This is a genomic window from Microbacterium sp. KHB019, assembly GCF_037285405.1.
Lineage (GTDB): Bacteria > Actinomycetota > Actinomycetes > Actinomycetales > Microbacteriaceae > Microbacterium.
The window spans coordinates 89,655-110,966 of the sequence record NZ_JBBDHF010000001.1; the positions used below are offsets into that span (position 1 = coordinate 89,655).

General features: G+C 67.4%; 21 protein-coding genes. 13 read left to right on the forward strand and 8 right to left on the reverse strand.

Annotation, left to right across the window (positions count from 1 at the left end; genetic code table 11):
* Positions 1–18 precede the first annotated feature (18 nt).
* Genes KHB019_RS00465 through KHB019_RS00475 form a run of 3 tightly spaced genes read right to left on the reverse strand, consistent with a single transcriptional unit; the run spans position 19 to position 2,367 of the window.
* On the reverse strand, positions 19–948 hold the full coding sequence (locus tag KHB019_RS00465; protein WP_230103006.1) for a 5'-3' exonuclease: 930 nt from the start codon (positions 946–948) through the stop codon (positions 19–21).
* Positions 949–985: 37 nt separating this feature from the next.
* The gene (locus KHB019_RS00470; RefSeq protein ID WP_337457880.1) at positions 986–1,837 is read right to left on the reverse strand and encodes a hypothetical protein; all 852 of its coding nucleotides are present in this window, start codon (positions 1,835–1,837) and stop codon (positions 986–988) included.
* Entirely contained in the window at positions 1,831–2,367 is a 537-nt protein-coding gene (locus tag KHB019_RS00475; RefSeq protein ID WP_443193176.1) for a hypothetical protein, read from the reverse strand. Before KHB019_RS00475 ends, KHB019_RS00470 begins: the two co-directional genes overlap by 7 nt.
* A 210-nt stretch (positions 2,368–2,577) precedes the next feature.
* Between KHB019_RS00475 and rpsA the strand changes: the two genes are divergently transcribed.
* From rpsA to KHB019_RS00520, 9 genes are all read left to right on the forward strand, one after another.
* Positions 2,578–4,041, forward strand: coding sequence for a 30S ribosomal protein S1 (gene rpsA, locus KHB019_RS00480; RefSeq protein ID WP_230103003.1), 1,464 nt, complete (start codon positions 2,578–2,580; stop codon positions 4,039–4,041).
* Between the two features lie 150 nt (positions 4,042–4,191).
* Positions 4,192–5,055 (forward strand): ABC transporter ATP-binding protein, encoded by an 864-nt coding sequence (locus tag KHB019_RS00485; protein ID WP_230103002.1) that lies wholly within the window; start codon positions 4,192–4,194, stop codon positions 5,053–5,055.
* Positions 5,052–6,077 carry an aliphatic sulfonate ABC transporter substrate-binding protein gene (locus KHB019_RS00490; protein ID WP_325471845.1) on the forward strand — a complete coding sequence of 342 codons (1,026 nt, stop codon included), beginning with the start codon at positions 5,052–5,054 and terminating at the stop codon, positions 6,075–6,077. The genes KHB019_RS00485 and KHB019_RS00490 overlap by 4 nt, the downstream gene beginning before the upstream one ends.
* A complete protein-coding gene (locus KHB019_RS00495; protein ID WP_230103000.1) occupies positions 6,077–6,922 on the forward strand; it encodes an ABC transporter permease in 846 nt (281 codons plus the stop codon). The genes KHB019_RS00490 and KHB019_RS00495 overlap by 1 nt, the downstream gene beginning before the upstream one ends.
* Positions 6,913–8,952, forward strand: coding sequence for an acetate--CoA ligase (gene acs / locus KHB019_RS00500; protein ID WP_337457881.1), 2,040 nt, complete (start codon positions 6,913–6,915; stop codon positions 8,950–8,952). Before KHB019_RS00495 ends, acs begins: the two co-directional genes overlap by 10 nt.
* 7 nt (positions 8,953–8,959) lie before the next feature.
* Positions 8,960–10,264 carry an O-acetylhomoserine aminocarboxypropyltransferase/cysteine synthase family protein gene (locus KHB019_RS00505; protein WP_337457882.1) on the forward strand — a complete coding sequence of 435 codons (1,305 nt, stop codon included), beginning with the start codon at positions 8,960–8,962 and terminating at the stop codon, positions 10,262–10,264.
* On the forward strand, positions 10,261–10,869 hold the full coding sequence (locus KHB019_RS00510; RefSeq protein WP_337457883.1) for a CoA-binding protein: 609 nt from the start codon (positions 10,261–10,263) through the stop codon (positions 10,867–10,869). Before KHB019_RS00505 ends, KHB019_RS00510 begins: the two co-directional genes overlap by 4 nt.
* Positions 10,870–10,934: 65 nt before the next feature.
* A complete protein-coding gene (locus tag KHB019_RS00515) occupies positions 10,935–12,575 on the forward strand; it encodes a sensor histidine kinase (protein WP_230102996.1) in 1,641 nt (546 codons plus the stop codon).
* Positions 12,575–13,735, forward strand: a complete 1,161-nt coding sequence (locus KHB019_RS00520; RefSeq protein WP_325471840.1) for a hypothetical protein — start codon at positions 12,575–12,577, stop codon at positions 13,733–13,735. Before KHB019_RS00515 ends, KHB019_RS00520 begins: the two co-directional genes overlap by 1 nt.
* 5 nt (positions 13,736–13,740) lie before the next feature.
* On the opposite strand, the gene KHB019_RS00525 is transcribed toward KHB019_RS00520, so the two are convergent.
* The 4 genes from KHB019_RS00525 to KHB019_RS00540 all read right to left on the reverse strand — a co-directional run bounded on the left by KHB019_RS00525 (position 13,741) and on the right by KHB019_RS00540 (position 16,236).
* The gene (locus KHB019_RS00525) at positions 13,741–14,472 is read right to left on the reverse strand and encodes a response regulator transcription factor (RefSeq protein WP_337457884.1); all 732 of its coding nucleotides are present in this window, start codon (positions 14,470–14,472) and stop codon (positions 13,741–13,743) included.
* Positions 14,473–14,616: 144 nt separating this feature from the next.
* Entirely contained in the window at positions 14,617–15,144 is a 528-nt protein-coding gene (locus KHB019_RS00530) for a hypothetical protein (protein ID WP_337457885.1), read from the reverse strand.
* Positions 15,141–15,656, reverse strand: a complete 516-nt coding sequence (locus KHB019_RS00535; RefSeq protein ID WP_337457886.1) for a signal peptidase I — start codon at positions 15,654–15,656, stop codon at positions 15,141–15,143. The genes KHB019_RS00530 and KHB019_RS00535 overlap by 4 nt, the downstream gene beginning before the upstream one ends.
* A gap of 34 nt (positions 15,657–15,690) precedes the next feature.
* The gene (locus tag KHB019_RS00540) at positions 15,691–16,236 is read right to left on the reverse strand and encodes a hypothetical protein (protein ID WP_230102991.1); all 546 of its coding nucleotides are present in this window, start codon (positions 16,234–16,236) and stop codon (positions 15,691–15,693) included.
* 118 nt (positions 16,237–16,354) lie between these two features.
* On the opposite strand from KHB019_RS00540, the gene coaE reads away from it, so the two are divergent.
* Together coaE and KHB019_RS00550 are read left to right on the forward strand one after the other, a co-directional pair.
* A complete protein-coding gene (gene coaE / locus KHB019_RS00545; protein ID WP_337457887.1) occupies positions 16,355–16,954 on the forward strand; it encodes a dephospho-CoA kinase in 600 nt (199 codons plus the stop codon).
* A complete protein-coding gene (locus KHB019_RS00550; protein WP_325471839.1) occupies positions 16,951–18,177 on the forward strand; it encodes an MFS transporter in 1,227 nt (408 codons plus the stop codon). Before coaE ends, KHB019_RS00550 begins: the two co-directional genes overlap by 4 nt.
* Here the strand turns inward: KHB019_RS00550 and KHB019_RS00555 are convergent.
* On the reverse strand, positions 18,125–18,766 hold the full coding sequence (locus KHB019_RS00555) for a DUF4126 domain-containing protein (protein WP_337457888.1): 642 nt from the start codon (positions 18,764–18,766) through the stop codon (positions 18,125–18,127). The genes KHB019_RS00550 and KHB019_RS00555 overlap by 53 nt on opposite strands.
* Positions 18,767–18,868: 102 nt before the next feature.
* Between KHB019_RS00555 and uvrB the strand changes: the two genes are divergently transcribed.
* On the forward strand, positions 18,869–20,944 hold the full coding sequence (gene uvrB / locus KHB019_RS00560; RefSeq protein WP_230102987.1) for an excinuclease ABC subunit UvrB: 2,076 nt from the start codon (positions 18,869–18,871) through the stop codon (positions 20,942–20,944).
* A 17-nt stretch (positions 20,945–20,961) separates the two neighbouring features.
* On the forward strand, positions 20,962–21,297 hold the full coding sequence (locus KHB019_RS00565) for a TfoX/Sxy family protein (RefSeq protein ID WP_230102986.1): 336 nt from the start codon (positions 20,962–20,964) through the stop codon (positions 21,295–21,297).
* Positions 21,298–21,312: the final 15 nt, after the last annotated feature.

Consider the following 21,312-nt stretch of genomic DNA (forward strand, 5'->3'; position numbering starts at 1 on the left):
ATCAGTCGACCTGCCGGTTCAGGGTGTTGATCTGATCAGGGCGGCGATCGCCCGCTGCATCGAACTGCCGAGATTCCACTGCTCGGCGAGCGTCTCTGCTGCTTCGACCTGTTGCGGGTCGAGGGCGCGCACCGGGTCCGCCGGCACCTCGATGCTGAGGTTCCGTGCGACCTCGACGACGGTGGGAGCGACGTCGAGGTAGTCGGACGCGGCCATGACCTTCGCCTGCACCCCTGCGCTCATGCCCTCGCCCGCGGCGGCCGCAGCGCGGATGCCGGCGAGATCACCGTGCGTCCGCAGGAGCGTCGCGGCGGTCTTCTCCCCGACGCCGGCGACGCCGGGCAGGCCGTCGGACGCATCACCGCGCATCGTTGCGAAGTCGGCGTACTGCTCTGGCAGCACGCCGTATTTCGCGACGACGGTCGCGTCGCTGACGATCTCGAGGTTGCTCATGCCCCGCGCCGTATAGATGACGCGGATGCCTCGGCTGTCGTCGACCAGCTGGAACAGGTCGCGGTCGCCGGTGACGATGTCGACGGGAATCGTGGAGCGAGTTGCGAGTGTGCCGATGACGTCGTCGGCCTCGTGAGCGGCGACTCCGATGATCGGGATGCCGAGAGCGGCGAGCGTCTGGCGGATCAGCGGGAGCTGCGCCTCGAGCGGGTCGGGCACCTCTTCGATGTCGGGCCCTGCGGCGACGACTTCGACGACACGGTGCGTCTTGTAGCTCGGAATGAGGTCGACTCGCCACTGCGGACGCCAGTCGTCGTCCCAGCAGGCGACGATGTGCGTTGGTTCGTAGAGCGTGACGAGCTTCGCGATGATGTCGAGCAGTCCTCGCGTCGCATTCACCGAGGTGCCGTCCGGTGCCTTCACCTTGTCCGGGACGCCGTAGAAGGCGCGGAAGTACAGGGATGCGGTGTCCAGCAGCATCAGCTTCTCGCTCATCCGATCAGCATGGCACAGGGGAGTGACGTTGCCGCGGTCAGCAGCCGGGGGAGCTCGGAGCCTGTTCGCACGTGTGGGCGACGAGCGCGGTGTGCGCCTCGAAGATGCGGATCTCCTGCGGTGCGCCGGGCGAGGTGACCTCGCCGGTGATCGGAAGCCATCCGATTCCGAAGTCGACTTCGGCCGTGTAACGGACGTCGACGTTGGCCGTGTATGTGCCGCGCTCGGAGTAGGTATGGCTGGTGTCTGTGGGAGTGAACTGCGCCTGGTCGAGTGCCGCCCAGGTCGCGCCGCCGGTGGTCGTGATCGCGGCATGGCCGTCGCCGAACGCGAAGTCGAATGCCGACGGAGTGAACCGCACCGAGACGGGGAACCCGAACAGATCGGCGTCGACGGTGTGCGTGGATGCTGCGGCCATGAAGTTCGTCGGAAGACCGACGACCCCGACGTTGTCAGGCTCTGCGGCGACGACGGAGCCGTCCGGAGCGAAGCGGGCGAGGTCCGAGATCGTGATCGCGGGTATCGCCGCGATCTCCTCCTGCGCCTCCTCATCGTCAGGGTCTTGCGCCGCGTTGAAGCAGAGGCGGTAGGAGTCCCAGTCCATCCGGCACTCGCCGAACTCGTCTCTGGGCGGTGGGGGAGTCCACCCCGGCGGCGGTGTCCACCCGGGCGGCGGCGTCCAGTCGGAGTTGTCGATGGGCGAGGTGCCGCGGTCGGGGTCTGTGGACTTCGAGCCGTCGATGACGATCTCGGTGCCTGTGTTGGTCGAACAGAGACCCAGGACTTCAAGCTCCTTGGAGCAATGTGAACCGACCCCAGTGAGCGCGCCCGGTGCGCCCCAGACGGCAGTCAGCAGTAATGTGGCCGCGACCGTGGTGCTGGTTAACACAGGGCTGCCTCTGCAGACTTCTCGTCGGAGATGAACGGTGCGCCATGGATTGCCGTGAATGTCACTTCTTGCGCCACAATCAGCACCCGATCGGGTGTGACGTCTTGATCGGCGTCGTTCAGAATTCGTGTGTTCGCGAGGTCCAGACATACCAAAGCGATGACTTGTTGCGGATCGGAATCCAGGATCGCTTCGAGACCACTGAACGTAGCAACCTCGACGACCCCGTCAAGCCGCACCCCGGCGTCGCGAATCTTGTTCAGTGCGTCGATGTCACCCTCGAGCGCGTTGCCCACCAGATAGTCCTGCGGGTCGGGCTCTGAGTCTCCATCCCTTCGAGCGTTGCCGGCATCGTTGTAGGCCCGGTACGTCTCCTCCGCAGCAGCGAAGGCCTCCTCTTCGCTCGCGAAGGCGGCGGTCGGCGTCGGGCTCGGGGCGGGCGCGGGCGTGCAGGCGCTCAGCGTCGCTCCGGCCACGGCCAGCAGCGCCAGCATCCGGAACCGGTTCGTCTTCGATCGGAGGACCATCACCCGTTCACGCTAACGCGAACCCGCGGCATCCCGTCCGACTTATCCACAGAACCGGAATGGCGCCATCTCTGATACTCTGAAGTGTCACTCGTGGCGTGCACGCGCGCGCCTGTGTGCATCCAATCAAATCCAACTGCTTCTCCAGCGGAGTCACGCATGCGTGAAAGCCGGAGAAGCCCGAGTATCCACCCAACAAGGACAACCCACTACATGACTACCGCAACGACCGCCCCGGCCACCAAGCAGGTCGCCATCAACGACATCGGATCTGCTGAGGACTTCCTGGCCGCGGTCGAGAAGACTCTGAAGTTCTTCAACGACGGCGACATCATCGAAGGAACGATCGTCAAGATCGACCGCGATGAGGTTCTGCTCGACGTCGGCTACAAGACCGAGGGTGTCATCCCCTCCCGCGAACTTTCCATCAAGCACGACGTCGACCCCAACGAGGTCGTCAAGGTCGGCGACGAGGTCGAGGCTCTCGTTCTCCAGAAGGAGGACAAGGAAGGCCGCCTGATCCTCTCCAAGAAGCGCGCACAGTACGAGCGCGCCTGGGGAGACGTCGAGAAGATCAAGGAGAACGACGGCGTCGTCACCGGCACCGTCATCGAGGTCGTCAAGGGTGGCCTCATCGTCGACATCGGCCTCCGTGGCTTCCTGCCGGCCTCGCTCATCGAGCTGCGCCGCGTCCGCGACCTGACCCCGTACCTGGGGCAGGAGATCGAGGCGAAGATCCTCGAGCTGGACAAGAACCGCAACAACGTCGTGCTCAGCCGCCGCGCACTGCTCGAGCAGACGCAGTCCGAGTCCCGCTCGAACTTCCTCAACAACCTGCACAAGGGTCAGGTCCGCAAGGGCCAGGTCTCGTCGATCGTCAACTTCGGTGCGTTCGTCGACCTGGGCGGCGTCGACGGTCTCGTCCACGTCTCCGAGCTGTCCTGGAAGCACATCGAGCACGCCTCTGAGGTCGTCGAGGTCGGCCAGGAGGTCACCGTCGAGATCCTTGAGGTCGACCTCGACCGCGAGCGCGTCTCGCTGTCGCTGAAGGCGACGCAGGAGGACCCGTGGCAGGTCTTCGCCCGCACCCACGCGATCGGCCAGATCGCTGCGGGCAAGGTCACCAAGCTCGTTCCGTTCGGTGCGTTCGTCCGCGTCGCAGACGGCATCGAGGGCCTCGTGCACATCTCCGAGCTCTCCAGCAAGCACGTCGAGCTGGCTGAGCAGGTCGTCTCCGTCGGCGAAGAGGTCTTCGTCAAGGTCATCGACATCGACCTCGAGCGTCGTCGCATCTCGCTGTCGCTCAAGCAGGCCAACGAGTCGGTCGACCCCAACGGCACCGAGTTCGACCCGGCTCTGTACGGCATGCTCGCCGAGTACGACGAGAACGGCGAGTACAAGTACCCCGAGGGCTTCGACCCCGAGACCGGTGCTTGGAAGGACGGCTTCGACGCTCAGCGCGAGGCATGGGAGCAGGAGTACGCTGCGGCCCAGACCCGCTGGGAGGCTCACAAGGCTGCGGTTGCCAAGGCAGCCGAGGCCGAGGCCGCCGCTGGCGACGACTTCGGCGCAGCCGCTGGCCAGTCGTTCACGAGCGACTCTGCCGGCGCCGGCACGCTTGCTGACGACGAGGCACTCGCGGCTCTCCGCGAGAAGCTCTCGGGCGGCAACGCGTAAGCAACGTCTGTCTGAAACGGGCCGTCACCCTTCGGGGTGGCGGCCCGTTTCGCGTATTCGCGACATCCGCTCAGGAGCACCGGACGCGACGTGTGACGCAAGATTACGGCCGACCTCGTCACATCAGCCGCACTCCGCGACGATGGGGGGATGAGTTCCGCCCTTCTCTCGTCGCGCACTGAGACCGTCCCGCCCGCTGGCGCCGCGACGGCCGTGCGCCTCGAGAGCGTGGAGCGGCGCTTCGCCGTCGCCGAAGGGCAGCGGCAAGTGCTGCGCGGTCTCGACGTCGACCTGGGCGCCGGTGAGATCGTCGCCGTCGTCGGACCGTCCGGATGCGGCAAATCGACGCTGCTGCGCCTGGTCGCGGGCCTCGACACTCCCACCGGCGGCATCATCGCCATCGACGGAACCGGTGTCACCGACACCGACGAGCGCACGGCGGTCGCCTTCCAGGAGCCGCGGCTGCTGCCGTGGCGCACCCTGGCGCAGAACGTCGCACTCGGACTGCCGCGGCGACTGCGCGGACGCGCCCGCACCGAGCGCGTCTCCGAGCTCCTCCGCCTCGTCGGTCTCGAGCACGCGGCGAACCAGCGCCCCCGTGAGGTCTCCGGCGGCATGGCGCAGCGGGCATCCCTCGCACGTGCCCTCGCCCGCAACCCCAGCGTCCTGCTGCTCGACGAGCCGTTCGGTGCGCTCGACGCACTGACCCGCCTGCGGATGCAGGACCTGCTGCTCGACATCCATGCCGCAGAGCCCACCACCATCCTCCTCGTCACCCATGACGTCGAGGAGGCCCTCTACCTGGCGGACCGCGTGCTGCTGCTGCGCTCGCTGACCGTCGACCCCGACCCGGATGCCGCGTCGATCGCCCGTACGATCGCCGTCCCCGGCATCCGCCCCCGAGACCGCGCAGATCGCGGACTCGCGGCACTTCGCGCCGAGCTCCTCGAAGGGCTCGGCGTCGACACCCATCACAGCGCCACCGATCACAGCACAGACCTGGAGACCCGATGAGCATCATCACCCGCCGAATCGTTCCTGCGACCGCGATCGCCGGCGCGATGATGCTGCTCGCCACCGGTTGCGTCGCCGGTGAGAACGCCGACGCCGCTCCTGCCGAAGGATCCGACTGGTCCGCGAGTACCGTCACTGTCGACTGGGCCACCTACAACCCGCTGAGCCTCGTCATCAAGGACCAGGGGATCCTCGAGGACATCCTCGGCGACGACGTCACGGTCGAGTGGGTGCAGTCCGCAGGGTCCAACAAGGCCAACGAGCTGCTGCGCTCGGGTTCGGTCGACGTCGGCTCGACTGCCGGATCCGCGGCGCTGCTCGCCCGCGCCAACGGCTCGCCGATCAAGGTCATCGACATCTACTCGCAGCCGGAGTGGTCGGCGATCGTCGTCGGCGCCGACAGCGACATCACCTCGGTCGAGGACCTCGCCGGCACGTCGGTGGCGGCGACCAAGGGCACCGACCCGTACTTCTTCTTGCTGCAGGCACTCGAGACCGCCGGCCTCACCGTCGACGACATCGAGGTGCAGAACCTCCAGCACGCCGACGGCCGTGCAGCACTCGACGGCGGCTCGGTCGAAGCCTGGGCGGGCCTCGACCCGATCATGGCCGCTGCCGAGGTCGAGTCCGGCGACAAGCTGATCTACCGCAACGTCGACTTCAACACGTACGGCTTCCTGAACGCCACCGAGGAGTTCATCACCGACCACGCCGACCTCGCGCAGGCCGTCGTCGACGCATACGAAGAGGCCCGCGAGTGGGCGCTCGAGAACCCCGAGGAGACAGCGCAGCTGCTCGCTGACGCGGCCGGCATCGACCTCGACGTGGCCACCACCGTGATCCAGGAGCGCTCCAACCTCGACGTCGACGGCGTGCCCGGTGACGCCCAGGTCAAGGTGCTCGAGAAGATCGCTCCGGTTATCGTCGACTCCGGTGACGTGCAGGGCGGTCAGGATGCCGTCGACAAGGCGCTCTCCGAGATCATCTACCCGGACTTCGCTCAGAAGGCCGTCGAGGGCTGATGAGTCAGACCGCCGAAGGCGCCGCGCTCGAGGGCTCCCGCCGAGCACTCGAGCTGCCCGGCGCGAGCCGCGCCGGCGGGCGCGGGCTGTGGGATCGTTCAGGAGTCCGCCTCATCGGCGGGCTCCTGCTCCCGGTCGTGATCCTCGTCGTCTGGCAGATCGCCACGACGACGGGGCTGGTGCCGACGTACCGGTTGCCGACCCCGGCATCCGTCTTCACGGCGGGCGTCGAACTCGCCGAACGCGGACAGCTGTGGACCCACATCGCGATCTCGGTGCAGCGCGTGCTGCTCGGCTTCGCCATCGGTTCGCTCATCGGCCTCGCCGTCGCGGCGATCGTCGGCCTGTCCAAGCTCGGCGACCTGCTGCTGAGTCCGACACTCGCCGCCCTCCGTGCCGTGCCGTCGCTCGCCTGGGTGCCGCTGCTGATCCTGTGGATGCAGATCGGTGAGGAGTCCAAAGTCACGCTGATCGCGATCGGCGCGTTCTTCCCGGTTTACACGACGGTCGCCGACGCGCTGCGCCACGTCGACCCGCATCTCGTCGAGGCGGGACGCTCGTTCAGCCTCCGCGGCTGGTCCCTGTTCCGCACGGTGCAACTGCCCGCCGTCATCCCGTCGGTGATGTCGGGCCTTCGGCTCGCGCTCGCGCAGTCGTGGCTGTTCCTCGTCGCCGCCGAACTCATCGCCTCGTCGATGGGTCTCGGTTTCCTTCTCGACGACTCGCAGAACAACGGTCGCGTCGACCGCATCCTCCTCGCGATCGTGCTGCTCGCCGTTCTGGGGACGATCACCAACGCGATCCTCGGCTTCATCGAAAGGCGTCTGCTCAAGCGATGGACCTGATCGACGACACGGTGTTGGTTCCAGAAGATGGGCCGACCGAAGAAGCCCGCCTGATCGAGGACCGCACCTACCCGCCGCCGCCCGCGTTCCGCGCGCAGGCGAACGTCACGGAGGAGATCTACGGGCAGGCGGATGCCGACCCCATCGCCTTCTGGGAGGACGCAGCGCGCCGGCTCGACTGGGCGACCCCGTGGCACACGGCACTCGACTGGCAGCAGCCGACCGGTGATGCGATTCCGGCGGCGCGCTGGTTCGACGGCGGAACACTGAACGTCGCCTACAACTGCGTTGACAGGCACGTCGAGGCCGGCCGCGGCGATAAGGTCGCCCTGCACTTCGAGGGTGAACCGGGTGACCGGACCGCGGTGAGCTACGCCGATCTGCAGCGTCGCGTCTCGCAGGCCGCGAATGCGCTCGAAGCGCTCGGGATCGTCCCCGGCGACCGGGTCGTCGTGTACCTGCCCGTGCTCATCGAGACGGTCGTGATCGCGCTCGCCTGCGCGCGGATCGGCGCCGTCCACTCGCTCGTGTTCGGCGGGTTCTCCGCTGAGGCCGTGCGGTTCCGTCTCGCCGATACCGGCGCCAAACTGCTCGTCACCAGCGACGGGCAGTTCCGCCGGGGCACGGCCGTCGAGGTCAAGTCGGCCGCTGACCTCGCCGCCGCGGACCTGCCGGACCTCGAGCACGTTCTGGTCGTCCGCCGAACCGGTCAGGACGTGCCGTGGACCGAGGGCCGCGACGTCTGGTGGCACGACGTGGTCGACACCGCGGCCGAGACGCATGAGGCGCAGCCGTTCGCGGCGGAGCATCCGCTCTTCATCATCTACACGTCCGGCACCACCGGGAAGCCGAAGGGCCTCGTGCACACGTCGGGAGGCTACCTCGCGCACGCGAGCTGGGCCCACTGGGCGCATTTCGACGCCAAGCCCGACGATGTGCACTGGTGCACCGCCGACCTCGCGTGGGTCACCGCGCATACCTACGAGATCTACGGACCTCTCTCGAACGGGCTGACCCAGGTCATCTACGAGGGCACGCCGGACAGCCCAGACCGGGAGCGGCATCTCGAGATCATCGAGCGCTACGGCGTGACGGTGTACTACACGGCGCCGACGCTGATCCGCACGTTCATGACCTGGTTCGGCGATGCGCTGCCTGCGGGACACGACCTGTCCAGCATCCGCCTCCTGGGCAGCGTCGGCGAGGCGATCAACCCCGAGGCATGGGTATGGTTCCGCGGCACGTTCGGGCGCGACGAACTGCCGATCGTCGACACGTGGTGGCAGTCCGAGACAGGAGCGGCGATGATCGTGCCGCTGCCCGGTGCGACCACGCTCAAGCCCGGTTCGGCATCCGTGGCTCTGCCGGGCATCGACGCCGCCGTCGTCGACGAGAACGGCGACGAGGTGGCGGCCGGACGTTCAGGAACGCTCGTCATCCGGCGACCCTGGCCCGGGATGGCGCGCACCGTCTGGGGCAACCCGCAGCGATACCGCGACTCGTACTGGTCGGACTTCGCCGGACACGGCGCCTACGGCGGCTACTACGTCGCCGGCGATGGTGCGACGCGGGACGCCGACGGATACATCTGGATCCTCGGGCGCCTCGACGACGTCGTGAACGTCTCCGGACACCGACTGTCCACGATCGAGATCGAATCGGCCCTCGTCGCTGATCCGTCGGTGGGGGAGGCCGGCACTGCCGGCGTCTCCGATCCGATCACCGGCCAGGCGGTCGTCGCGTTCGTGATGCCCTCGGGCAACGGAGATGTGACGGCATCCGCTCTTCGCGACCGCGTCGCCCGCGAGATCGGCCCCGTGGCCAAGCCCCGCCACATCGTGCCGGTGCCGGACCTGCCGAAGACGCGCTCGGGCAAGATCATGCGCAGGCTCCTGGCTCAGCTGTGGGAGGCTGAACAGGATCGCCGCGCCGGCCGCGAGCCCCAGGCGCTGGGCGACACCACCTCCCTGCAGAACCCGGATGCCGTGGCGGGCATAGCCGCGGCCCTCGCAGTCTTCGATAAGAACTAAGGACGTCATGACGGAAGAACACCGCTTCGGGTTCCGCACCCGCGCGCTCCACGCCGGCGGAACACCGGATGCCGCGACCGGTGCGCGTGCCGTGCCGATCTACCAGACCACGTCGTTCGTCTTCGACGACGCGAAGGATGCCGGCAACCTGTTCGCCCTGCAGAAGTACGGCAACATCTACTCCCGCATCGGCAACCCCACGGTCGCTGCTCTCGAGGAGCGGCTCGCATCGCTCGAGGGCGGCATCGGCGCAGTGGCGACGGCATCCGGCATGAGCGCCGAGTTCATCACGTTCGCGGCTCTCGTGGGCGCCGGCGATCACGTCGTGGCATCCGCGCAGCTCTACGGCGGAACGGTCACCCAGCTCGATGTCACGCTGCGGCGCTTCGGCGTCGAGACGACCTTCGTCCCCTCGACGGACCCGGCCGACTACGCGGCGGCGATCCGCCCAGAGACCAAGGTCGTCTACGTCGAGATGATCGGCAATCCCTCCGGCGAGATCGCCGACATCGAAGGGCTCGCGGAGGTCGCGCACGCCGCCGGCGTGCCGCTCGTCGTCGACGCGACGCTGGCCACGCCGTACCTGGCTCGGCCACTCGAGCACGGCGCCGACATCGTCATCCACTCCGTTACGAAGTTCCTCGGCGGGCACGGCACGACGCTCGGCGGCATCGTGATCGAGAAGGGCACGTTCGACTGGGGAAACGGGAAGTTCCCGCAGATGACCGAGCCGGTCGAGTCGTACGGCGGCATCAAGTGGTGGGACAATTTCGGCGAGTACGGGTTCCTCACCAAGCTCCGCTCCGAGCAGTTGCGCGACATCGGGCCGGCGCTCAGCCCGCAGTCGGCGTTCAACCTGCTGCAGGGCATCGAGACGCTGCCGCAGCGGATCGACGCGCACCTGGCGAACGCACGCATCGTCGCGGAGTGGCTCGACTCGGACCCCCGCATCTCGTATGTGACCTGGGCCGGCCTCGAGTCGCACCCGCACCACGAGCGCGCGGCGAAGTACTTGCCCCAGGGGCCCGGATCCGTCTTCGCGTTCGGCGTCGCAGCTGAGGACGGCCGAGCTGCCGGGGAGACGCTGATCGAGAACCTGCAGCTCGCCTCGCATCTGGCGAACATCGGCGACGCGCGCACGCTCGTCATCCACCCGGCATCCACGACTCACCGGCAGCTGACCGCCGAGCAGCTCGTCGCCGCCGGCGCGCCCGCGGATCTCATCCGCATCTCCGTCGGGCTGGAGGATCCGGACGACATCATCTGGGACCTCGACCAGGCCCTCACCGCAGCGACGGGAGCAACCCGATGAGCACGAACGACACCTGCGAGTTCACACCGCCGGCTCCCGCACCTTCTGCGTCGGCTGACGGCGTCGCCTGCGAACTGCCGGGTGCCGCCGTCGAGACCGGATCCGAGCGCGCGGGCCTGGATCGAACATGGGCGAGCCCCAGCCAGCAGGAGCGGTTCGCCCTGCTGCGCCGATCGCGGTCGGTGGCGATCGTGGGCGCGTCGAGCAACCCGGCGCGCGCGTCGTACTTCGTGTCGACGTACCTGCAGTCGAGCTCGCCGTACGACGTCTACTTCGTGAATCCGATGGCGGACGAGATCCTCGGCCAGCCCGCGTACGCATCGATCGCCGATCTGCCCGTCGTCCCGGACATCGTCGACGTGTTCCGCAAGCACGAAGACCTTCCTGGCGTGGCGCAGGAAGCGGTCGACGTCGGAGCGAAGGCGCTGTGGCTGCAGCTCGGCTCGTGGAATGAAGAGGCCGCCGCCATCGCCGAGAGCGCCGGGCTCTCGGTCGTCATGGACCGCTGCATCAAGATCGAGCACGCGCGTTTCCACGGCGGGCTCCACCTCGCAGGCTTCGACACCGGCGTGATCAGCTCGAAGCGGCAGCTGCTGTCGCGCTGACGCGTCCCGGTTGGCGCCGCGGCCAAGCCGGGGGACGGCGGATGTCAGGCGCTAGCCTGGTCACCATGTCGAACGGCACGATTCCCAGGTGGCGCAGCATGCGTGCCGATCGCACGCGAGAACGTACCGTCGTCCTCAACCAGCTCCTCCTGGGCGTCGTGTCGCTGTTCTCGGCATTGATCGCCTTCTCGATGGGGGCGATCGCCGTCGTCGAGGCCCTCATAGGCGGGATGCTCCTGGTCGCCGTCATCACTGGTGTCGCCCTGGCCGTTCCTTGGAACCGCGTACACGCGCTGTGGAGCGCGCTTCTTCCGATCTCGGACATCTTCGCGATCGCCATCCTGAGGGAATCGAACCCTTCGGCGGGGTTCTCGCTGCTGTGGATCTTCCCCGCGATGTGGATAGCCGGAGCCTTCGGCCTGCTCGGGCTCGTCGTCGTGAACATCCTGGCCAACGGCGTCTATTGGCTGACCGTGGCGCTGGACCCTGCGCAGTCGTTGACTCCCGTGGTCATCCTCATCCCGATGATGATCATCGCCGTCTCCACCACGTCTTATGTGGCGGCCAAGCGTGCTTCGGCGCAGCGCTCGCTCCTCGATGCTCAGGCACGACTGCTCGCACGAGCCGTCGAACGCTCACGTCGCCAGGAGGATATGGTCACCGAAGTCCTCGACGCGGTCGATTTCGGCGTCATCCGTCTGGGGGCGAGCGGAGAGGAATCCGTTCGCAACGAGGCACATGCGCGGATGCAGCGAATGATCGCGACCGGCGGAGGGGAGCAAGCGGCATACGCCGAAGACGGGCTGACCGAGTTGAGCGTCGAGGAGACACCGCTTGCGCGCGCACGCCGAGGTGAGACCTTCGATGGCGATCTCGTCTGGTACGGCAGACCCGGAAAGGGGCGCCGTGCCCTCAGCGCGACATCCCGAGCGCTCGAGAACGCGACAGGAGAACGCGTCGGCGGCATCTTCGTCTCGCGCGATGTGACGGCCGAGGTGATGGCGTTGCGTGCGCGCGAGGATCTCGTGGCTTCCGTGTCGCACGAACTGCGTACGCCGTTGACCGCGATCCTCGGCTACCTCGAGCTCGTTCTGGACGCCGGCGACCTGTCGCCGAGCTCGCGGCGCGGCCTGGAGGTCGCCGAACGCAATGCATCCAGGCTCCTGGACATCATCGCGGATCTTCTCGCCGTGTCCGTCGACCACCACGGCGGGGTGCAGCTTTCATTCACGCCCGAGTACGTGAAGCTCGACGAGATCATTCGCGCGAGCATCGAGGCGATCATCCCGCGCGCGATGGAACGGCAGATCACCCTCGAGGACGCGGGAGTCGAGGCCGTCACCGCATACGTGGACCCGCTCCGCATCCGTCAGGTGGTCGACAACGTCATCGGAAACGCCGTCAAGTACAACGTCGACCAGGGACGCGTGGAGGTCGGTGTGACCGCCGATGTCGACCACGCCTGGATCGTGGTGCGCGACTATGGCACCGGCATTTCGGCCGAAGAACTTCCGCGGCTGTTCGAGCGCTTCTTCCGAGCCGACGCCGTTCGCAACACCACCACGCATGGAAGCGGCCTCGGATTGTCGATCAGCCGCGACATCGTGAGAGCACACGGTGGCGAGATCACTGTGCAATCCGAACTGGGCGGCGGATCGACGTTCCTGATCCGCCTGCCATTGTTCGAGAAGGGGAGACGCAGCTGATGGAACTCGAGATCGCGACTGTCTCCGTGATGACGGCAGTCGTCGTGGTCACGGCCGGAATCCTGTTCATCGTGGAGACGGTGCTTCGAGAGGACGATGCCGTCGGCCGGACCTGGTCGATCGCCTTCGTCTCGGGCATTCTCGCCGCCGTCGCATACGCGGTGTGGGCGTTCGCTCCGCAGACGTGGGGCGCAGTGGCGGTGGGTAACGCCGCTTTCGTCGCCAGTGCGGGGTTCATGTGGCTGGGCTGCCGGCGGTTCAGCAACCGGCGCGTCGGCTGGGCAGAGGCCGTTGTCGTCGTCATCACGCTCGCTGCGGGGGCGGCGGTCGTCGTTCGAGGACCTGACGGCGGCGGGTGGGCCGGTGCGGAAGTCATGTTCTTCGGGCTGTTCCTGCTGCCCGGCGCGGCCGCGTGGGAGATCGCCCGCGGCTCCCTTGCCGGCATCAAGACTGCCGCCGCGCTCACGGTCGTGTTCGGGATCGAGTCCCTGTACTACCTCGCGCGGTTGTTCGTACTGCTGTTCACCGGTCCTGAGAGCGAGACCTTCACCGTCTGGTGGGGCACGGTTCCCACGAGCATCCTCACGATCGTCCTCACGATCGTCGTGGTCGTCACAGCCTCCGTTCTGCGGGCCGAGCGTGCGGGGCTTCGTGGCCGGCGCACGCTGGCCAACCCGCGCGTCACGTTCACAGGCGTCCTCGAGCCGATCTGGTTCGAGCGCTTCCTCGCTGACGCCGTCGAACGGGGCAGTTCGCGCGATGAGCTGGTGGCCGTGATCTCGACGAGAATCGATGACCTCCCCATGATGTCGACCGCGTTCGGCGCCAGCGAGGCCGAGAGCGTGCGTACCGCCTGGCATGACGCGGTGCGTCTGCACGCGCCGACGCAGACGTGGATCGGCGACGACGGGGCCGGGGGGCTCGTGCTCAGCACCGTCGTCGAGTCGGAGGCCGACGCCAGAAGACTCGCGGCTGGCCTGCACCGGGCGATCTACGACGAGCTCAATGGCGTGGAGGCCAGCGTGATCCCGGTGCTCGGCGTCGGGATCGCCTTGAGCGATCGGGCCCACAGCGACGCGAGCTCTCTCATCGAAGCTGCTCGAGCCGCCGCATCGGAGGCTGCGATCAGCGACGACACGAGCATCGTCGTCGCGCGCTGACGGTCTCAGGCTGTGCGGCGGTATCCGATCCCGCGCACCGTTTCGATCCACCGAGGATCGGCGGGAGACTCACCCAGTTTGCGTCGCAGGTTGGCCACGTGGACCTCGATCGCCCGTGTGTCGTGCTCGCTGATGAAGTCGCTCGCCATTCCGCGTTCGCCGCGGACGACGAGCGCCAGCTGCGCTTTGCTGACCACGCGCCCGGCTGACTGAAGGAGCTCGACCAGGATGTCGAACTCGCTGCGTGTGAGCTCCAACATCGCGCCGTCCTTCTCGACGATGCGCATCTCGGGCTGCACCCGCAGACCGCGGTGCTCGATGCCGATCTCGCGATCCACGCGGCTCGCCGCGGGTTCAGCGGCGTCGCTCTGCAAGGCACGAGGACGACGGAGCATCGCTTCGACCCGCGCGCGTACCTCCCGAGGACGGAACGGCTTGGTGATGTAGTCGTCGGCACCCGACTGCAGCCCCAGGAGAGCGTCGATCTCCTCGGATCGGGCAGTGAGCATGAGGAGATAGGTCGAGCTGAACGCGCGGATGCGCTTCGCTGTCTCGAAGCCGTCCATGCCCGGCATGCTCACGTCCAGAGTCGTGATCACGGGGTCATGGTCGCGCACGAGTTCGACGCCTTCGATGCCGGTCCCGACCGCATGCACGGTGAAACCCGCTTGTTCGAGGATGTCGGTCAGGAGGAGGCGGATGTCCGGCTCATCCTCGATAACGACGGCGACACTCATGTGCGGCGACTCCTCACTCTCCGCCCCAGTGCCCTCGGCCTTCGTGGCCGGTGCGTGGCGCGTCGGTGCAAGCGGAGCTTCGGCGATGATATCGCAGAAGATGCGCCGGAAATCCTCACCCGGCACTGTAGCCCCGATGCCGTATCACGAGCACCGGGATGCGGTGCCGGCTTCCGCGACTTGGAAGAAGATCGTTGTCACCTGCCAGTCCGCTCCGGTTCCGCGTACGCGAGGGAGCTGCCCGCATGTCCAGCCGTCCCGCGGCGTGAACTGCGCTCCCGCAAGAACGGAGGCGTTCTTCCACGACCACGATGTTCCTTTCCCTGTCGCCGTGTTGAGGTCGACGTCGAACGCGACGGAGCGTGTGCCGCTCGGAGTCTGGAAGTTGATGTAGTAGTTCCTGGTCTGCTTCCCCGCTTCGCCCCAGCCGAGGTAGGTGATGCCGCTCACCGCGCAGCCCGGCAGTACCTTGCCATCCTGGCCGTAAGCGGTGCACCCGTTCGTGGTCGTGCTCGTCCACGTTCCCGCCGTGATCACGGCTGAGGCATGCGTGTGATCGACCCAGGCCGCCGAGGTGTCGTCGAAGAGGCTGAGTCCCCCAGGGGCGGCAACCGTGCCCGCGCCGAACATCAGTGCAGCAACGAGCGCCAGCACCGAGAGCAGTCGTTTCACGCGAGCGCCGGCGTCCGACGGGGGCCGCTCGGGGGCGTCAGCATGCTGAGGCCGAGCAGTCCGAGGAGGCCCGCGAGAAGCGGCAGTGCGACTGCCGGTGTCGTCATGCGCATGGCGGCCGTGCCCCACCCTGACAACTGCAGGGCCGGCCGCCACACTTCCCCAGAAATCGTGTAATCGAGTGCGTCGGAGTACTCGTTGTTGTCCCCCTTCATCGTCACCGTGTAGCCGCCGACGCCATTCGGAGCGATCGCTTCGATCCGGTGGGTGACAAGGTCGCCGGTCAGCTCGCTCGGCAGGCTGACGACATCGCCTGCGACGAGATCCTCTGCCGCGACGCGGGTATCGACGATGAGATCGCCGGTCATGATCCCGGGCTCCATCGATCCGGAGATCACGATGAGCGGCTTGATCATTCCGAGAGCCGTCGCTCCCCAGACCAGCCCGCAGGCCACGCCGGCAGCGGCCAGCGCCCAGAGGGCGATGAGGGAGATGCGTCGCAGGATCTGCATGATCGGTGTTCCTCGTCGTGAAGGGGGTGAAATGTCAGGAGGTGGCGGTCGCCGAGATCGTGACGACGACGGTGCCGGACTTGCCCTGATTGACAGGCGCCCAGTCCGATGGTGTGGTCACGGTGAGCTGGAACTGGTCCTGTGCACCAGTGCCGCCGGTGGGGGTGAGGGAGGCGACCAGACCCGAGACCGCAACCGTGGGCTTCGTCGTGAAGGTCGAGTTCGATGCGAAGGCCACCTGCGACGTGAGTGCAGCGTTCACAGAGCTCTCGTTGCGTACCCAGAGGTCGAGCGTGCGGGTCTGGCCGGGCAGCAGGTTGGCGAGCTGGCTGGTCGGAATGGTCAGCTCGATCGCGTCGGCGTTGCCCGACTGCGTCCACGTCTTCCCGTCCAGCGATCCCTGCAGGTCGAAGGTCGCTGCGGCGGCGGGAGCGGCGAACAGGGTGTTGTCCGTCCAGGCGGCGCTGGTGATCGCTGCACCGACTCCGCCGACTGCGAGAGCCGCAAGGCCGAAGGCGACGAGAGGGTGGCGCTTGCGGCGCTCCTTGGTGGGCACGTTCTGGGAGGTGTTCGTTGTCATGTCTTAGACAGTAGGAACACGACCTCAGCCGGCCCGCAGATCCACGTCAACGGTGTGCAAGGTTTCCCTCAGGTTTTCGACGACGGGTGCCGACCGGGCTCGTGGCAGACTGGGACGCATGCCCCTCATCGCCCTGACCGGCGGCATCGCCTCCGGGAAGTCCACGATCGCCCGTCGACTTCAGGAGCGCGGCGCGATCGTCGTGGACGCGGATCAGATCGTGCGCGATGTGCAGCAGCCAGGCTCGCCGGTGCTGGCGGAGATCGCCTCCGCGTTCGGTGACGGGATCGTCGCCGCCGACGGTTCCCTCGATCGCGCCTTGCTCGGCGATCGGGTGTTCGGAGACGCCGAAGCCCTGAAGCGGCTCAACGCGATCGTCCACCCGGCCGTCCGCGCGGAATCCGCTCGGCGCTTCGACGCGGCCTTCGTGGAGGATGCCGGGGCCGTCGTCGTGTACGACGTGCCTCTGCTCGTCGAGGCTCGGGTCGACGACCCGTGGGACACGATCGTCGTCGCGCACGCCCCCGCCGAGGAGCGGCTGCGCAGGCTCGTAGAGCTGCGCGGGATGGCGCCTGACGCCGCCCAGGCGCGCATCGACGCCCAGGTTCCCGACGAGAAGCGCCTTGCGATCGCCGACATCGTGATCGACACGTCCGGCACTCTCGAGCACACGATCGAGCAGACGGACGCCGTCTGGAACCAGCTCGCGGCAGAGTGAGCGCGCCGGACTTCGCCGGCCACGTTCCCGGTTCGAGCTCGTACCGACGACTCATCGCGGGACTTTTCTTCGCCGGAGTGGCGACGTTCGCACAGCTGTACTCCCTGCAGGCCGTGCTGCCAGAGGTGAGCGCGGATCTCGGCGTTCCGCCGGCGACCGCGGCCCTGACCGTGTCGGCGGCGACGCTCGGAATCGCGATAGCGGTCGTGCCCTGGTCGATGGTCGCAGATCGGATCGGCCGAATCCCGGCCATGGCGATCGGCATCATCGGCGCGACGGTCTTCGGTCTCGCCGCCCCGTTCAGCGGCGGGATCGAGATGCTGCTGGCGCTGCGTCTCGCAGAAGGGCTTGCGCTCGGGGCCGTTCCGGCCGTCGCGTTGGCATACCTCAGCGAAGAGGTGCACATCCGACACGTCGCTGCGGCCGCGGGCAGCTACACGGCCGGAACCACGGTCGGCGGGCTCTCCGGTCGCCTGATCGCCGGCCCGCTCGGCGAGGCTTTCGACTGGCGACTCGGCGCGGGGCTCGTCACCGTGCTCTGCGCGATCGCCGCAGCAGGGTTCCTGTGGCTGGTGCCGCCGGCACGTCGCTTCATCCCGGGCAGGCATCGTGCGGATGCCGGACCGGGGATGCCGGCACGCCTCGCCCGCGCGCTGCGCGCGCCGCAGCTGCTGGCGCTCTACGGTCAGGGGTTCCTGCTCATGGGAGCCTTCGTCGCGGTGTACAACTACCTCGGGTTCCACCTGATCGGCCCGCCGTTCCTTCTTCCCGTGTGGTTGGTGACGCTGTTGTTCCTCGCCTATCTCGCCGGCACGGTGTCATCACCCTGGGCGGGTTCACTGGCCTCCCGATTCGGACGCCGACGCGTGCTGCTCACCGCGATCGGCGTCTTCGGCGTCGGGGTCGCCCTGATGCTCGTCCCGCAGCCCATCGTGATCCTGGCCGGCCTGGTGATCTTCACCGGCGGCTTCTTCGGGGCGCACGCGATCGCCTCGAGCTGGGCGCCGGTGCTCGCGGATGCGGACAGTCGAGCGCAGGCGCCGGCGCTCTACTACTTCGCGTACTACGCGGGGTCGAGCCTGTTCGGCTGGACACTCGGCATCGTCTTCGGCACCGTCGGCTGGAACTGGTTCCTGCTGACTGTGCTCGCGATGGCCGCGCTGGCAGCGGTCATCGCGATGACGGTGCTGCGCCCGGCTGCTCGTGACGCGGCACCTCGCTGACGACGACGTCTCCGCGACTGCGCCTGCGTCGCCGGAACAGCATGAACACGGCGACGATCAGCCCGATCAGCAGGAGACCCGCCAGCACGGGCACGATGATCGCCAGAGCTGCGAGCAGGAACGACGCGCCATCCTCCGCAGTGCTCAGGACCGGTGCGGCCAGGCCGCCGGTGACGGTGTTCGCGGCGAGACGGCCGGTCGCCTTCGTCACGTGCACGACGAGTGCGATGACGATTCCGGTCACGATCGGCACCCAGGCGTTCTGCGAGAAGAACGCCGAGGGGTCATCGACCGCGATGGTCTCGGCGCTTGCACCTGCGCCGAAGACGATTCCGCCGGATGCCGGCCGCAGGACGCTCTGAACGACGTCGTTGATCGAGTCGAGCGCGGGGATCTTGTCGGCGACGATCTCCAGCGCGAGTAGCGCACCGAGGATCCACAGCGCGATGTCGCTGCCGATCCACGACCAGCCGGCCGGCAGGTTCACCGCGGGGAGGAATCGGTCGGCGAGACCGAGCAGGAACAGCGGCATCCAGGCGTTGAGGCCGGCGGATGCCGCGAGGCTGGAGCCGATCAGGAACTCGATCATGCCGCCACTCTAGATCCGCGAACCGCCGCCGACCATGCGCACCGGCCGAGTGCGATGCGCTGAGCCCGCCGCAGTGTCGGTGGTGGCGCTTACGCTGGAATCATGCAAACCACTCGCAGTGTCCGGCCGTTCGAGGTGATCAGCGAGTACATGCCTGCCGGCGACCAGCCGCAGGCGATCGCCGACCTCGCAGCGCGCATCAACGCCGGCGAGACCGACGTCGTACTGCTCGGCGCCACCGGTACCGGCAAGTCCGCGACGACAGCATGGCTCATCGAGCAGGTGCAGCGTCCGACTCTCGTCATGGCGCACAACAAGACGCTCGCCGCTCAGCTGGCCAACGAGTTCCGCGAGCTCATGCCGAACAACGCCGTCGAGTACTTCGTCTCGTACTACGACTACTACCAGCCAGAGGCCTACGTCCCGCAGACGGACACCTTCATCGAGAAGGACTCGTCGATCAACGCCGAGGTCGAGCGGCTGCGGCACTCCACGACCAACTCGCTGCTCAGCCGCCGCGACGTCGTCGTGGTCTCGACCGTGTCGTGCATCTACGGCCTCGGCGCGCCGGAGGAGTACCTTCGGGCGATGGTGGCCCTGCAGGTGGGGGAGCGCTACGACCGCGACGCCCTGATCCGGCAGTTCATCGCGATGCAGTACAACCGCAACGACGTCGACTTCTCGCGCGGCAACTTCCGCGTGCGCGGCGACACGATCGAGATCATCCCCGTCTACGAAGAGCACGCGATCCGCATCGAGCTGTTCGGTGACGAGATCGAAGGGCTCTACTCCCTGCATCCGCTCACCGGCGACGTCATCGAGAAGCTCGACGCCGTGCCGATCTTCCCCGCATCGCACTACGTGGCGGGTACGGATGTGGTGCAGCGTGCCATCGGCACGATCGAGACGGAGCTCGCTGAACGGCTGGCCGAGTTCGAGCGGCAGGGCAAGCTCCTCGAGGCGCAGCGGCTGCGCATGCGCACCACCTTCGACCTCGAGATGCTGCAGCAGCTCGGGTTCTGCTCCGGCATCGAGAACTACTCCCGCCACCTCGACGGCCGCGCACCCGGTGAGCCTCCCCACACGCTGCTGGACTTCTTCCCCGATGACTTCCTGCTCGTGATCGACGAATCGCACGTCACCGTGCCGCAGATCGGCGCGATGTACGAAGGCGACGCGTCGCGAAAGCGCACCCTCGTCGACCACGGATTCCGCCTGCCGAGCGCGATGGACAACCGTCCGCTGCGCTTCGACGAATTCAAGAACCGCATCGGCCAGACCGTCTACCTCTCGGCGACTCCGGGCAAATACGAGATGGGCATCGCCGACGGCGTGGTCGAGCAGATCATCCGTCCGACGGGCCTCGTCGACCCCGAGATCATCGTCAAGCCGTCGAAGGGCCAGATCGACGACCTGCTCGAGGAGATCCGGATCCGCGTCGAGAAGGACGAGCGCGTGCTCGTGACGACGCTGACGAAGAAGATGGCCGAAGAGCTGACCGACTTCCTCGGTGAGCACGGCGTCCGGGTGCGATACCTGCACTCCGACGTCGACACCTTGCGCCGTGTCGAGCTGCTCAGCGAGCTGCGACAGGGCGTGTACGACGTGCTGGTCGGCATCAACCTCCTCCGTGAGGGGCTCGACCTGCCCGAGGTGTCGCTGGTCGCGATCCTGGATGCCGATAAGGAAGGCTTCCTGCGGTCAGGCACGTCGCTCATTCAGACCATCGGGCGCGCGGCGCGAAACGTGTCGGGCCAGGTGCACATGTACGCCGACAACATGACCGACTCGATGGCGAAGGCGATCGAGGAGACCGACCGACGTCGTGAGAAGCAGGTCGCGTACAACAAGGAGAACGGCATCGACCCGCAGCCGCTCCGCAAGCGCATCGCCGACATCACCGACGTGCTCGCGCGCGAGGCGTCCGATACGCAGGAGATGCTGCGCGGCAAGGGCAAGACGAAGTCCGGGAGGGGCAAGAGTCCGACACCGCAGCTGCGTCGTGAGGGGCTTGCAGCCGAGGGCGCGCAGCAGCTCGAGTCGATGATCGAAGACCTCTCAACGCAGATGCTCGCAGCCGCATCCGAGCTCAAGTTCGAGCTCGCGGGGCGCCTCAGGGACGAGGTTCAGGACCTGAAGAAAGAGCTTCGCGCGATGGAGCGCGCGGGCCACGCCTGAGCAAGAGGGAATCGACCATGGATGCTGCCGCCACCGAACTCGCAGACCGTGTTCGTGCTCTTCTGATGTCCGAGCCCGGGCTCGAGGAGAAACGGATGTTCGGCACCCGTGCGTTCCTGTTGAACGGTCGGATCCTCGTCGGCACGCGCAACGAGGGTGTGCTGCTCGTGCGGGTCACCGAAGAGAAGGGCACGGCTCTGCTCACCGAACCCGGCGTCGCCATCGCCGTGATGGGGGCGAAGACGATGGGGCCGAGCTGGCTGGACGTCGAGTCGACCGCGATCGAAGACGACGAGTCGTTGATGTTCTGGGTGGACGCGGCGCGCGAGAGTGCCGCAGAGACAGCCGAGTAGGTCAGCTGTCGAGCG